At 41.7% G+C, this 14,549-nt stretch carries 11 protein-coding genes; all 11 read left to right on the forward strand.

Features of this window, described 5'->3' with window-relative positions:
* The first annotated feature begins 10 nt into the window (after positions 1-10).
* The 11 genes from hutI to ACESQI_RS17270 all read left to right on the forward strand — a co-directional run bounded on the left by hutI (position 11) and on the right by ACESQI_RS17270 (position 14,354).
* Positions 11-1,264, forward strand: coding sequence for an imidazolonepropionase (hutI, locus tag ACESQI_RS17220; protein ID WP_195660966.1), 1,254 nt, complete (start codon positions 11-13; stop codon positions 1,262-1,264).
* Positions 1,265-1,290: 26 nt separating this feature from the next.
* The gene (locus ACESQI_RS17225) at positions 1,291-1,920 is read left to right on the forward strand and encodes a cyclodeaminase/cyclohydrolase family protein (RefSeq protein WP_002558034.1); all 630 of its coding nucleotides are present in this window, start codon (positions 1,291-1,293) and stop codon (positions 1,918-1,920) included.
* On the forward strand, positions 1,917-3,413 hold the full coding sequence (gene hutH, locus ACESQI_RS17230; RefSeq protein WP_195660967.1) for a histidine ammonia-lyase: 1,497 nt from the start codon (positions 1,917-1,919) through the stop codon (positions 3,411-3,413). The genes ACESQI_RS17225 and hutH overlap by 4 nt, the downstream gene beginning before the upstream one ends.
* A gap of 345 nt (positions 3,414-3,758) precedes the next feature.
* Positions 3,759-4,415, forward strand: coding sequence for a TetR/AcrR family transcriptional regulator (locus ACESQI_RS17235; protein ID WP_002558031.1), 657 nt, complete (start codon positions 3,759-3,761; stop codon positions 4,413-4,415).
* A 53-nt stretch (positions 4,416-4,468) separates the two neighbouring features.
* Positions 4,469-5,818: a TolC family protein gene (locus ACESQI_RS17240; protein WP_002558030.1), complete on the forward strand. Its 1,350-nt coding sequence runs from the start codon at positions 4,469-4,471 to the stop codon at positions 5,816-5,818.
* A 30-nt stretch (positions 5,819-5,848) separates the two neighbouring features.
* Positions 5,849-6,865, forward strand: coding sequence for an efflux RND transporter periplasmic adaptor subunit (locus ACESQI_RS17245; RefSeq protein ID WP_002558029.1), 1,017 nt, complete (start codon positions 5,849-5,851; stop codon positions 6,863-6,865).
* An 89-nt stretch (positions 6,866-6,954) separates the two neighbouring features.
* Positions 6,955-10,113, forward strand: a complete 3,159-nt coding sequence (locus ACESQI_RS17250; protein WP_007487316.1) for an efflux RND transporter permease subunit — start codon at positions 6,955-6,957, stop codon at positions 10,111-10,113.
* A gap of 15 nt (positions 10,114-10,128) precedes the next feature.
* Positions 10,129-10,422 (forward strand): PG0541 family transporter-associated protein, encoded by a 294-nt coding sequence (locus ACESQI_RS17255; RefSeq protein WP_002558027.1) that lies wholly within the window; start codon positions 10,129-10,131, stop codon positions 10,420-10,422.
* Between the two features lie 198 nt (positions 10,423-10,620).
* Positions 10,621-11,994 (forward strand): SGNH/GDSL hydrolase family protein, encoded by a 1,374-nt coding sequence (locus tag ACESQI_RS17260; RefSeq protein WP_373126598.1) that lies wholly within the window; start codon positions 10,621-10,623, stop codon positions 11,992-11,994.
* Complete coding sequence (locus ACESQI_RS17265; RefSeq protein WP_373126607.1) at positions 11,963-12,880, forward strand: SGNH/GDSL hydrolase family protein; 918 nt, start codon at positions 11,963-11,965, stop codon at positions 12,878-12,880. Before ACESQI_RS17260 ends, ACESQI_RS17265 begins: the two co-directional genes overlap by 32 nt.
* Complete coding sequence (locus ACESQI_RS17270; RefSeq protein WP_373126599.1) at positions 12,867-14,354, forward strand: MBOAT family protein; 1,488 nt, start codon at positions 12,867-12,869, stop codon at positions 14,352-14,354. Before ACESQI_RS17265 ends, ACESQI_RS17270 begins: the two co-directional genes overlap by 14 nt.
* Positions 14,355-14,549: the final 195 nt, after the last annotated feature.

The raw sequence follows: 14,549 nt of genomic DNA on the forward strand, positions 1-14,549 counted from the left end.
CTAAATAAGTATGAGTGAAAACTTGATTATATTTAATGCCAAGATTGTGACCCCTCTCGGTTTTTCCGCCCGGAAGGGTAAGGAGATGTCACAACTGCAGATTATTGAAAACGGTACGGTAGAGGTTACTGATGGTATTATTACTTACGTTGGGCAGAACCGCGGTGAAGAGCGTGATGGTTATTATCATCACTATTGGCACTATAATGCCCGTGGCAAGTGTTTATTGCCTGGTTTTGTTGATTCGCATACCCATTTTGTTTTTGCAGGTGAACGTGCAGAAGAATTCTCCTGGCGTTTGAAAGGAGAAAGTTATATGTCCATAATGCAACGCGGAGGGGGTATTGCCAGTACGGTGAAGGCTACCCGTGAGCAAAACTTTGTCAAGGTGCGTTCCAAAGCCGAAGGCTTTTTGAGAAAAATGAGTGTAATGGGGGTTACTACCGTAGAAGGAAAGAGCGGTTACGGGCTTAATCGTGACACCGAGTTACTGCAACTGAAAGTAATGCGTAGTTTGAACAACGATGAGCATAAGCGAGTGGATATTGTATCCACTTTTCTGGGGGCGCATGCTTTGCCGCCGGAGTATACAGGACGGGAGGATGAATATATTAATTTCCTGATTCATGAAATGCTTCCCATTATCCGGCAAAACGAACTCGCCGAATGTTGTGACGTTTTTTGTGAACAAGGGGTTTTCTCGATAGAACAGTCCCGTCGTTTGCTTACAGCCGCACGTGATCAAGGTTTCCTGCTGAAACTTCATGCGGATGAAATCGTTTCGCTCGGAGGGGCCGAATTAGCCGCTGAACTGAATGCTTTGTCTGCCGATCATCTGTTACATGCTTCTGATACTGGTATCCGTGCAATGGCTGAAGCCGGAGTGGTAGCTACCTTGTTGCCTCTGACTGCTTTTGCGCTGAAAGAACCTTATGCCCGTGCCCGTGACATGATGGATGCCGGTTGTGCTGTGGCTTTAGCTACAGATTTGAATCCGGGCAGCTGTTTTTCCGGTTCTATCCCACTAACCTTTGCGCTTGCCTGTATTTACATGGGCTTTACCATTGAGGAAGCTATTACTGCATTAACTTTGAACGGAGCTGCTGCATTGAACCGTGCCGACCGCATTGGTAGTATTGAAGTTGGCAAACAAGGTGACTTCGTGGTTCTGGACTCAACGGACTATAATATTCTACCTTATTATATAGGTATGAATTGTGTGAATACAACGATAAAGAGAGGTGTTCTTTATCCTGTAGTTTAATGATAAAACTAAAAAATAAGATCATTATGTTAGTAGATTTGAAAGTAACGGATTTTCTGAATAAAGTAGCCGGAAGTGATCCTGTACCCGGTGGTGGTAGTGTAGCAGCTCTCAATGGGGCTATTGCATCTGCTTTGGCAGCTATGGTAGCAGGCTTGACTATTGGCAAAAAGGGCTATGAAGATACCGGGGAAATCATGAAGCATATTCAGACTCTCGCTCTTACACAGAAAACGGGATTTGTGGTTGATATTGATCGAGATTCTGAAGCATATAATAAAGTATTTGATTGTTTTAAATTACCCAAAAGTACAGATGAAGAAAAAAAAATCCGCAGTGCTGCCATTCAGGAAGCTACAAAGTTTGCTGCCCTTGTTCCTATGCAGGTAGCCCGTAATGCTTACGAACTAATGGGTATTATTGCTGATGTAGCTAAAATGGGGAATCGTAATGCGGTGACCGACGCTTGTGTAGCCATGATATCCGCTCGTTCGGCTGTGTTGGCGGCCTTGATGAACGTCCGTATTAATCTTGGTTCGCTCAAAGATAGAACCTTTGTAGAACAGTTACAGTCTGAGGCGGATGAATTGGAGCGTAAAGCCTGTATCAAAGAGAAAGAGTTACTGGATGCTATCAACCAAGATTTAAGAATATGAACAATGTTTATTATGTAGGTTCAGGTGAACTTACTTTCGATATTATCGAGCGCATCATCAATGAGAATCTGAAACTGGAACTTGCTCCCGAAGCAAAGCTTCGCATTCAGAGATGTCGTGATTATCTGGACCAAAAAATAGCTGCTTCTGATACTCCTCTTTATGGTATTACTACCGGCTTTGGTTCCTTGTGTAGCAAGAATATTTCTCCTGATGAACTCGGTACGTTGCAAGAGAATCTCATCAAAAGTCATGCTTGTAGCGTGGGGGAGGAAATTCGTCCGGTTATCATCAAGTTGATGATGCTTTTCAAAGCCCATGCTTTGTCACTGGGGCATAGTGGTGTGCAGGTGATCACTGTGCAACGTATCCTTGATTTCTTTAACAATGATGTGATGCCCATCGTATATGACCGTGGCTCTTTGGGAGCTTCGGGTGATCTGGCTCCTTTGGCCAATCTTTTCTTACCACTGATTGGAGTCGGTGATGTTAACTACAAAGGGAAGAAGCGCGAAGCTATCAGTGTGCTTGACGAATTTGGGTGGGAACCCGTGAAATTGATGAGTAAAGAAGGGCTTGCCTTGCTCAATGGTACTCAGTTTATGAGTGCCAACGGGGTCTTTGCTATTCTTAAAGCTTTCCGGCTTTCCAAAAGAGCTGACCTTATTGCTGCTATTTCGCTTGAGGCTTTTGATGGACGTATCGAACCCTTTATGGACTGTATTCAGCAAATCCGTCCGCATAAAGGGCAAATTGAAACAGGAGAGGCTTTCAGGAATCTACTTCAAGGTAGCGAACTCATTGCGCGTCCCAAAGCCCATGTACAGGATCCATACTCGTTCCGTTGTATTCCGCAAGTACATGGGGCCACAAAAGACGCTATCCGTTATGTCGCTTCCGTATTGTTGACCGAAATCAACTCCGTTACCGATAATCCTACTATCTTTCCTGATGAGGACCGTATTATCTCCGGAGGGAACTTCCATGGGCAACCTCTTGCTATCTCTTATGATTTTCTTGCCATTGCCCTTGCCGAGCTCGGAAATATTTCCGAGCGTCGCGTTGCACAACTTATAATGGGGCTTCGTGGTTTACCCGAATTTCTGGTTGCTAATCCTGGATTGAATTCCGGCTTTATGATACCGCAGTATGCCGCCGCTTCTATGGTAAGCCAGAATAAAATGTACTGCTATGCTGCTTCCAGTGATTCCATCGTTTCGTCCAATGGACAAGAAGATCATGTCAGTATGGGGGCTAATGCGGCTACAAAGTTATATAAGGTGATGGATAACCTGGAACACATTCTTGCTATCGAATTGATGAATGCCGCTCAGGGGATTGAATTCCGTCGGCCAGAGAAAACCTCTGCGAAACTGGAACGTTTTTTGACCGAATATCGGAAAGAAGTTCCTTTTGTCAAAGATGACATTGTGATGTATAAGGAGATTCATAAAACAGTAGCTTTCCTTAACCGGACAAAGTTTGATTATTAACAGTTTCTTTTCTTCTTTATAGGTAAAAACTACCTGAAAATGAAAAACTATAGCGGATATATCCCGGGAACTTACCGGAATATATCCGCTATTTGTCGATTATTACCCCTATATTGCCGAGAAAACTTTTTCTATATCTTACTGATTATCTACTTTTGTGGTGTACTTATTGTTAACACTTGTTTTCACATTGCTTCGTTAACCTATAATAATTATCAAATGTAAGCGATTAATATGGAAACTAAATTTGTAATCTGAGTTTTCTATCTATCTTTGTTCCGTTTTCACAAGCTATTAGTGTGAAAGTACAGATAGTAAAAACGGCTAATTATAAAGAAATGGATGATGAGTACTAACGCAAAAGAAATTTCGAACAGAGTAGAGTTGAGAGACAGAATTATAGTGAAAGCCACTGAAGCCTTTACTTTACATGGTATTAAAAGCATAACGATGGATGATATAGCTACCTCGTTAGGTATATCAAAGCGTACGCTTTATGAAGTTTTTGAAGACAAGGAGACGTTGTTGAGAGAGGTTATTCTGAAAAACCAGGAGGATAAAAATGAGTTTCTGGAAAATCTTTTGGCTGAGTCAACAAATGTATTGGAGGTTATTTTGGTGTGTTTTCAAAAGAGCATTGAGGTGTTCCATCAGACTAACAAACGCTTTTTTGAGGATCTGAAGAAATATCCTCATGTTTTTAATATGGTGAAAAAGAATCGCGATAAAGATTCGGAAAGTACAATTGCTTTTTTCAAATCGGGTGTGGAACAAGGTATTTTCCGGGATGATGTGAATTTTGCAATTGTCAATTTACTCGTTCGTGAACAATTTGACTTGCTGATGAATACGGATATCTGCAAAGAGTATCCTTTTTTGGAAGTTTATGAGTCAATCATGTTTACTTTCCTTCGTGGGATAGCCACCGAAAGAGGAGCGAGAGTGTTGGAAGAATTTATACAGGAATATCGGAAAAATAGAATAGAGCGGACGGGAGAATAACTTTTCCTGATTTTACAAACAACTAAAGTTTACAAAAAGAAGAAGACTTATTTATGAACAAAATGAGAAAATTAGCAGGTAAGAAGCTGCTTTTAGGTATAGCAGTTTTTCTTGCCGGGGGCTTTGTACGGGCACAGGAGGCAAAGGATACTTTGACCCTGACTTTGGATAAAGCACTGGAAATTGCTCTGAGTGAGAATCCCACTATTAAAGTGGCAGATGAAGAAATCTCCTTAAAGGAGGTAGCCAACAAGGAAACCTGGCAGAACTTATTACCTCAGGTTAGCATCTCAGGATCGCTGGATCATACGATTAAAGCGGCTCAGATGAATCTTGGTGGGCAATCCTTTAAGATGGGACAGGACAATTCAAATACGGCGAATGCAGGTTTAGCTGTCAGTTTGCCTTTATTTGCTCCTTCCGTTTACAAAGCTATGTCAATGACTAAGACTGATATTGAATTGGCGGTTGAGAAATCAAGAGCTTCTAAACAAGATCTGGTTAATCAGGTGACAAAGGCGTATTACCAACTGATGTTGACGCAAGATACCTATGAGGTAATGCAGAAAAGTTATAAACTGGCAGAAGATAATTTTAATGTTGCCAATGCTAAATATCAGCAAGGAACTGTAAGCGAATTTGATAAGATTAGTGCTGAAGTACAGATGCGCAGTGTAAAACCCAGTGTTGTGTCAGCTTCAAATGCGGTGACATTGGCGAAGTTGCAATTGAAGGTATTGATGGGTATTACAGCTGATGTAGACCTGAAGGCCGATGATAATCTGGCTAATTACGAAACGGCTTTGTTTGCCGGAGAATTGAGCGCCGGAGATGAAAGTCTGATCAATAATACGACTATGAAGCAATTTGATTTGAATCATAAATTGCTTCTTAAGAACATCAAGTCTCAACGAACAAATTTCCTTCCGACACTTTCTATGTCTCTTTCGTATCAGTATCAGTCTCTTTATAATCCGAACCTGAATTTCTTTGATTATACCTGGAGTAATAGTTCTTCATTGATGTTTAATTTGAGTATTCCTTTGTATAAGGCCAGTAATTTTACAAAAATGAAAACGGCTCGTATACAGGTAAAACAACTGGAATGGAACCGTTTGGATACGGAACGTAAGTTGAATATGCAGATAGAAAGTTATCGTAGTAATATGGCGGCCAGCTCGGAGCAGGTTGTAAGTAACAAAGAAAATGTATTGCAAGCTGAGAAAGCAGTATTGATTGCCGGTAAGCGTTATGAAGTGGGAAAGGGTACTGTACTCGAATTGAATAGCTCGCAGGTGTCATTGACACAAGCGGAACTTACTTACAATCAATCGATCTACGATTATTTGGTATCTAAGGCTGACCTTGATCAGGTATTGGGTAGAGATGAGGTAATAAAATAAACCAGGAAAAATAAAAATATAGAAAATCACATGAAAAAGAGTTTCCAATTAGTAGCCTTGTTTGCTATTATGCTGCTAGGCTCGTGTACTGGCGGAAAAGAACAGAAAGCTGTTGAAAAAGTTGAAGATAAGCCTAAGGTAAAATTGGCGGATGTGACAGCACGGCCTGTTGATCAGATACAGGAATATACGGCAACAGTAGAAGCGGAAGTTAAGAATAATATAGCTCCGGCGTCTCCTGTGAGAATAGATAAGATATTTGTAGAAGTGGGTGACCGCGTTTCAAAAGGACAGAAGTTGGTACTTATGGATGAGGCCAGTTTGAAACAGATGAAATTGCAACTGGAAAACAAACGTCTTGAATTTAATCGTGCTGATGAACTTTATAAAGTAGGCGGTACTTCCAAATCAGAATGGGATGCCTTGAAGATGGCACTTGAAGTACAAGAGACGGCTTATAAGAATTTAATGGAGAATACAACATTGGTTAGCCCGATTAGCGGAATCATAACTGCACGTAATTACGATAACGGAGATATGTACAGCGGTGGAAACCCGGTGCTGGTTGTAGAGCAGATTACTCCGGTAAAACTGATGATCAATGTTTCTGAAACTTATTTCTCTCAGGTAAAAAAAGGGTCTCCTGTTGCAGTGAAGCTGGATGTGTATGGTGATGAAGAGTTTGCTGGAAAGGTTAGCCTCGTTTATCCTACCATTGATGCAACTACACGTACTTTTCCTGTTGAAATCAAGCTGGAAAACAAAGATCAGCGGGTACGTCCGGGAATGTTTGCCCGTGCTACTTTGAATTTTGGTACTCAGGACAACGTAGTTGTTCCCGATTTGGCTATTGTAAAACAGGCGGGTGCCGGCGACCGTTACGTATTTGTATACAAAGATGGAAAAGTTTCTTACAATAAAGTGGAACTTGGACGTCGTATGGGTACAGAATATGAGCTGAAGTCGGGTGTACCCAACAACTCACAGGTAGTTGTTGCAGGACAGGCACGCCTGATTAACGGTACAGAAGTAGACGTAGAGAAATAAAATTAACGATTAATGATTAGTGATAAGTGATTAGCACTCATTGTGCTTTCACTCATCATTCATCACTCAATAACTAATCACTAAACAACATGAGTTTATACGAAGGAGCGGTAAAAAAACCGATTATGACCTCCCTCTGCTTTCTTGCAGTGGTGATCTTTGGTCTTTTCTCTTTATCAAAACTACCTATCGACTTGTATCCGGATATCGATACAAATACGATTATGGTAATGACCGCCTATCCCGGAGCCAGTGCTTCGGATATAGAAAATAACGTGACCCGACCGTTGGAAAACACGTTGAATGCTGTTAGTAACCTGAAGCATATTACTTCACGGTCGTCAGAAAACATGTCCTTGATTACGCTGGAGTTTGAATTTGGTAATGACATCGATGTACTGACGAACGATGTCCGGGACAAACTTGACATGGTGAGTTCACAGCTCCCGGATGATGTGGAGAATCCTATCATCTTTAAGTTTAGTACGGACATGATTCCTATCGTACTATTGTCTGTACAGGCCAATGAAAGCCAGTCGGCACTTTATAAAATTTTGGATGACCGCGTAGTGAATCCTTTAGCTCGTATTCCCGGTGTGGGTACAGTATCTATCAGTGGTGCTCCGCAGCGTGAAATTCAGGTATATTGTGACCCGAATAAGTTAGAGGCTTATCATCTGTCTATTGAGACCATCAGCTCTATTATTGGTGCAGAGAATAAAAATATTCCCGGTGGTACCTTTGATATTGGTAACGAAACTTATTCGTTGCGTGTAGAGGGAGAGTTTAACGATTCCCGGCAGTTAGAAGATATAGTAGTAGGTACTTACAATGGTGCCAGTGTTTATCTTCGCGATGTGGCCCGTGTGGTTGACACAGTGGAAGAACGTGCGCAGGAGACATATAATAACGGTGTAAAGGGTGCTATGATTATTGTACAGAAACAATCGGGTGCCAACTCTGTGGAAATCTCAAGAAAGGTAGAAGAAGCGTTGCCCCGTTTGCAGAAGAACCTGCCGAGTGATGTGAAACTGGGAGTCATTGTTGATACATCCGATAACATTCTGAATACAATTGACAGTTTGGCCGAAACGGTACTTTATGCTTTACTCTTTGTTGTTATCGTAGTATTCCTCTTCCTGGGACGTTGGAGGGCAACATTGATTATTTGTATCACGATTCCGCTTTCGTTGATAGCCTCATTTATTTATCTGGCCATCACCGGGAATACGATTAATATCATTTCTCTGTCTTCCCTTTCCATTGCTATCGGTATGGTGGTAGATGATGCTATTGTAGTATTGGAGAATGTTACAACACATATTGAGCGTGGTTCTGATCCGAAACAGGCCGCTGTACATGGAACAAACGAGGTGGCTATCTCAGTTATTGCGTCTACGTTGACTATGATTGCGGTGTTCTTCCCGCTGACTATGGTAAGCGGTATGTCTGGTGTGATGTTTAAGCAGCTGGGATGGATGATGTGTGCTATTATGTTTATCTCCACGGTTGCAGCTTTATCATTGACTCCGATGCTTTGTGCTCAGCTGTTAAAGCTTCAGAAGAAACAATCAAAGGCATTCACGATGTTCTATAGACCTATTGAAAAATCATTGGATGGATTGGACAACTGGTATGCCCGTATGCTGAATTGGGCTGTTCGTCATCGTTCGGTTATTGTTGTCGGTTGTATCTTATTCTTTGTTGTCAGTTTATTCTGTGCCAAAGGTATTGGTACAGAATTTTTCCCGGCACAAGATAATGCCCGTATTGCTGTACAGCTTGAACTGCCGATTGGTACCCGTAAAGAGTTGGCTCAAGAGATATCTGAGAAGTTGACCAATCAGTGGATGACAAAGTATAAGGAAATAATGAAGGTATGTAACTATACTGTAGGCCAAGCTGATTCTGATAATACATGGGCTTCTATGCAGGATAACGGTTCTCACATTATTTCTTTCAATATCAGTTTGGTGGATCCGGGAGATCGTAAAATCTCGTTGGAGCAGGTCTGCGATGAGATGCGTGATGATTTGAAGAAGTATCCTGAGTTTAGTAAGGCACAGGTGATTCTTGGAGGTAGTAATACAGGTATGTCTGCTCAGGCCAGTGCCGACTTTGAAATTTATGGTTATGATATGGCAACTACCGATAGCGTAGCTGCTCAGTTGAAACGACGGTTGCTGGATGTAAAAGGAGTATCTGAGGTAAATATCAGTCGTAGCGACTACCAACCGGAGTATCAGGTAGATTTTGACCGTGAAAAATTGGCTTTGCATGGACTCAACTTGGCTACTGCCGGCACTTATCTGCGTAATCGTATCAATGGTGCTATTGCCTCTAAATATCGTGAAGATGGTGATGAGTATGATATTAAAGTACGTTATGCCCCTGAGCATCGTACCAGTCTTGAAAGTTTGGAAAATGTTTTGGTATATAACGCTAAAGGAGAGGCTGTTCGTATAAAAGATCTTGGTACGGTGGTTGAACGTTTTGCGCCTCCTACCATTGAACGTAAAGACCGCGAACGTATTGTGACGGTATCTGCTGTTATCTCTGGTGCTCCGCTGGGTGATGTGGTAAGTGCAGGTAATGCTATTATTGATAAGATGGATATACCATCGGAAGTGACGATTCAGGTTGCCGGTTCGTTTGAAGATCAGCAAGATTCGTTCCGGGATCTGGGAACACTGGCTATCTTAATTGTGGTCCTCGTATTTATTGTAATGGCTGCACAGTTTGAATCACTTACTTATCCATTCATCATTATGTTCTCACTCCCGTTTGCATTTAGTGGGGTGTTGATGGCACTATACTTCACGAATAGTACATTGAGTGTAATGAGTTTATTGGGAGCTATCATGTTGATTGGTATTGTGGTGAAGAATGGTATTGTGCTTATTGACTACATTACCCTGTGCCGTGAACGCGGACAATCGGTATTGCATTCGGTTGTGACCGCCGGTAAGAGTCGTCTTCGTCCGGTATTAATGACTACTGCTACTACTGTTCTTGGTATGATCCCGATGGCTATTGGTGGCGGACAAGGTTCGGAAATGTGGAGCCCGATGGCAATTGCCGTAATTGGTGGTTTGACGATATCTACCATCCTTACGTTAATTTTGATCCCAACATTGTATTGTGTATTTGCCGGTACAGGTATTAAACGCCAACGTAAAGCTATGAAACGTCAGCGCGCATTGGATATCTATTTTCAGGAGCATAAAGACGAAATCATAAAGAAATAACTAATAATTGAAAATATGAAATCAGTATTAATAACATTCGACCAAGCCTATTATGAACGTATCATTGCTTTGTTGGATCGCCTCAATTGCCGTGGTTTCACTTATCTGGAGCGTGTACAAGGACGTGGCTCAAAGACTGGTGAGCCGCATTTCGGAAGCCATGCATGGCCCAGTATGTGTTCGGCCATTCTATCTGTGGTTGAGGATGAGAAGGTAGACCCGCTATTGGATACGCTGCATAAAATGGATTTGCAGACAGAACAACTTGGACTACGTGCATTTGTCTGGAATATTGAACGGAGTATCTGATACTACCGTAAATTAACATAAAGAAAGGAGAATCTCATTGATCATGTAGATTCTCCTTTCTTTTTATCTGTCTTATCTATCTTTGCTTCAAGCGAAGATAAGCTGTATCTTGGCATAAAAAATGAACGAGTTCGTTTTATTCTGCTCTCGGTTTACATTATCTTTGCAGCTCCTTATTAAAAGAAAGTAAGAGAGTGCATGAAGAATTATCTGAAATATTCGTTGGGACTGACCTTATTTATTCTGGTTGCTTTGATTGGCATGCATTGGTTACCGGTCATAACGATTGATGGACATACAATGAGACGGGTGGACTTGTTGAGTGATATTCGTACACCTGAACCGGAAGAAGAAAAGATGGAAGCAGACAGCCTTCCTCCCGTACCTGAAGTGAAGCCTGCCTTTATAGACACCTGTCGTACAGGGATGACCTGTATAGAAGATTATAGTGATTCTACCCTGCGTGGGATGACTCCTTTCTACCGTGCACTGGACGAGATTCCGATGAAGAAGCGCCTGGTGCGTATCGCTGTCTTCGGTGATTCCTTTATAGAGGCCGATATATTCACTGCCGATCTGCGTGAAATGTTACAGAAACGTTTTGGGGGATGCGGAGTGGGCTTTGTCACCATAACTTCTATGACCAGTGGATACCGTCCCACAGTACGCCATTCGTTCGGAGGATGGTCCAGCCATGCCGTAACGGATAGTGTTTATTTCGATCGAAAAAAACAAGGCCTTTCCGGACATTATTTTATCCCCAACAATAATGCTTACGTTGAACTCCGTGGACAGAATAAGTATGCTTCTTTATTAGATACCTGTCAGCAGGCGTCTATCTTTTTTTATAATAAAGGTGCGGTTGATCTCTCTGTTCGTATAAATCGGGGAGAGACAGAAAACCGGCAATTTGAACCTGATGGGCATTTGCAGGCAATGCAGGTGGAGGGACGTATCGGATCTGTACGTTGGACAGTAAATCAGGCGGATTCTACGTTGTTTTATGGTATGGCGATGGATGGTACGCAAGGGATTATTGTTGATAACTTCTCTTTGCGTGGTAGTTCCGGACTTTCTCTGCGAACGATTCCTGCCAGCATAATAAAAGAGTTCAATGAGCAGCGTCCCTACGATCTTGTCATTTTGCAGTACGGACTGAATGTTGCTACTCAACGCGGCTACAATTATGATAATTATCAGAAAGGGTTACTTACTGCTATTGAGCATTTGAAGGAGTGTTTCCCACAGGCAGGTTTTCTGTTGCTTAGTGTAGGCGATCGTGACTATAAAACCGATACAGGAGAACTTCGTACGATGCCGGGAGTTAAGAATCTGATTCGCTATCAACAGAATATAGCCGCTGAGAGTGGCATCGCTTTCTGGAATATGTTTGAAGCAATGGGAGGAGAAGGTAGTATGGCAAAACTGGTACATGCAAAACCTTCCATGGCAAATTATGATTATACACATATTAACTTCCGGGGTGGAAAACATCTGGCAGGGTTGTTTTATGAAACATTACTCTACGGAAAAGAACAATATGACAGGAGACGTGCTTATGAGAATAAATAAGTTTTTGTTATTTATCGTAATTCTCTTCCTGTCAGCTTCGTTAAAGCTTTTTGCACAGGATGCTTTGCCTGTATGTCCCGTACGGGGGACACCGATGAAAAGTGCTAAGCCGATGCGTGAGATGAAACTGCTTTACGATACTCTATCTGTGCAAATTGATTTGCCGGCTGCCTTTAAAGGAATAGGAATAAATGAGATTGTTGACAGTTTGGGGATACTTTCTCCTGTGCTGGAGCATTTGCGCCTTGTAAAAGGAGGAATATTGGAAGATACTGTACGTATTTTGCATATTGGAGATAGCCATATTCGGGGACATATTTACCCCCAGACCACCGGACAACGATTGGCTGAGACTTTTGGCAGTGTTTCCTATACTGATATGGGAGTAAATGGGGCAACCTGTCTCACTTTTACACATCCCGACCGTATCGCTGCCATTGCTGCACTTAAACCGGAACTTCTTATACTCTCTTTCGGAACAAATGAGAGCCATAATAAACGGTATAATGCTAATTTGCATTATCAGCAGATGGATGAACTTATTTCGCTGATTCGTGACAGTTTACCGGATGTTCCGATCCTGTTAACGACTCCTCCCGGTTCTTATGAAAGTTTCCGACGGCGAGGCAGGCGCCGGACATATACTATCAATCCGCGCACAGTGACGGCTGCCAATACCATTCAGAAGTACGCTCGTGATCATCATCTGGTTGTTTGGGATATGTATAATGTAGTGGGGGGAAGCCTTCGTGCCTGTAAGAACTGGCAGGAAGCCAGGTTGATGCGCCCCGATCATGTACATTATTTGCCTGAAGGATATATTCTCCAGGGTAATTTATTATACGAAGCCATTATTAAAGCTTACAACGATTATGTTTCCCATTGATATAGATTTTAGCCGCCTCCGTGAGGTTTTCACATATAATCCGGAGGCTCCGATGATATTTAGTAGCGGAATATTTCTCTGGCTGTTTGCCGCCTTTATGGTGGTGTATGTACTTCTGCGTCATAAGTATACTGCGCGTATCTTGTTTGTTACCTTGTTTTCTTATTATTTTTATTATAAGAGTAGCGGTACTTATTTCTTTTTATTGGCTATTGTAACAGTTGGCGATTTTGTGTTTGCCCGTCTGATGGATCGCACTGACAATAAGTATGGACGGAAAGCGTGGGTGATGCTAAGTCTTTCTATCAATCTGGGATTACTTTGTTATTTTAAGTATACAAATTTTCTGGGTGGAGTTATTGCTTCATTGATGGGCGGACAATTTACAGCGCTTGATATATTCCTTCCTGTAGGCATCTCTTTCTTTACTTTTCAGTCGCTGAGTTATACAATCGATGTTTACCGAAGGGATATAAAACCACTTACCAATTTACTGGATTATGCTTTTTACGTGTCCTTTTTTCCTCAACTGGTGGCAGGACCTATTGTACGGGCACGTGATTTTATACCTCAGATTCGTAAGCCGCTTTATGTTTCGCAGGAAATGTTTGGACGGGGTATCTTTTTGATTGTAGCCGGTTTGTTTAAGAAAGCTGTTATCTCAGACTATATCAGTATCAATTTTGTAGAACGTATTTTTGATAACCCTACGCTTTATTCAGGTATAGAAAACCTGATGGGACTTTATGGGTATGCACTGCAAATTTATTGCGATTTTTCCGGATATAGTGATATGGCTATTGGTATTGCTCTCTTATTAGGCTTCCATTTTAATCTGAATTTTAATTCTCCGTATAAATCGGCTTCTATTACAGAGTTTTGGCGACGTTGGCATATTTCTCTGTCAAGCTGGTTGCGTGATTATCTGTATATCTCATTGGGAGGAAATCGGCATGGTAAATTCCGTCAGTATCTTAATCTTATTATTACAATGTTTCTGGGGGGATTATGGCATGGAGCATCCTGGAATTTTGTTTTATGGGGTATGTTTCATGGCGTAGCGTTGGCGCTCCATAAAGCCTGGATGACTATCATAGGGCGTAAGAAAGGGGAAGAAAGTCATGGTGTCCGTCGTTTTTTGGGTGTTATTATTACATTTAACTTTGTTTGTTTCTGTTGGATTTTCTTTCGTAATGCCGATATTCATAACTCAATGGATATGCTGGGACAGATATTTACAACTTTCCGCCCACAACTGTTCCCGCAATTATTAGAGGGATACTGGCGTGTTTTTGCTTTGATGGCATTGGGCTTTCTACTTCATTTTGCTCCTGATAGTTGGGAAAATGCAGTTTGTCGTGGGGTAATTCGCCTCCCGTTTTTAGGCAAAGCATTATTAATGGTGGCTATGATTTATCTGGTTATTCAGATGAAGAGTAGCGAGATCCAACCATTCATTTACTTCCAGTTTTGAGTGTTTTCCGCACGGGGAGGTACGCCAGGCGATGATTAATTGAAACGCAGATGAACACAGATTTTCGCAAAGGGAAATAAATAGATGATTAATATCTACAGTCTTTTAATCTACATTAATCTGCGTTTCATTAAATAAATAGTACTTTGTGGAACTCTGTGCTACTTTATGGTGGAATATATTCAAGACCGTATT

Origin of the sequence: Bacteroides sp. HPS0048 (assembly GCF_964240755.1) — a bacterium.
GTDB classification, from domain to species: domain Bacteria; phylum Bacteroidota; class Bacteroidia; order Bacteroidales; family Bacteroidaceae; genus Bacteroides; species Bacteroides nordii.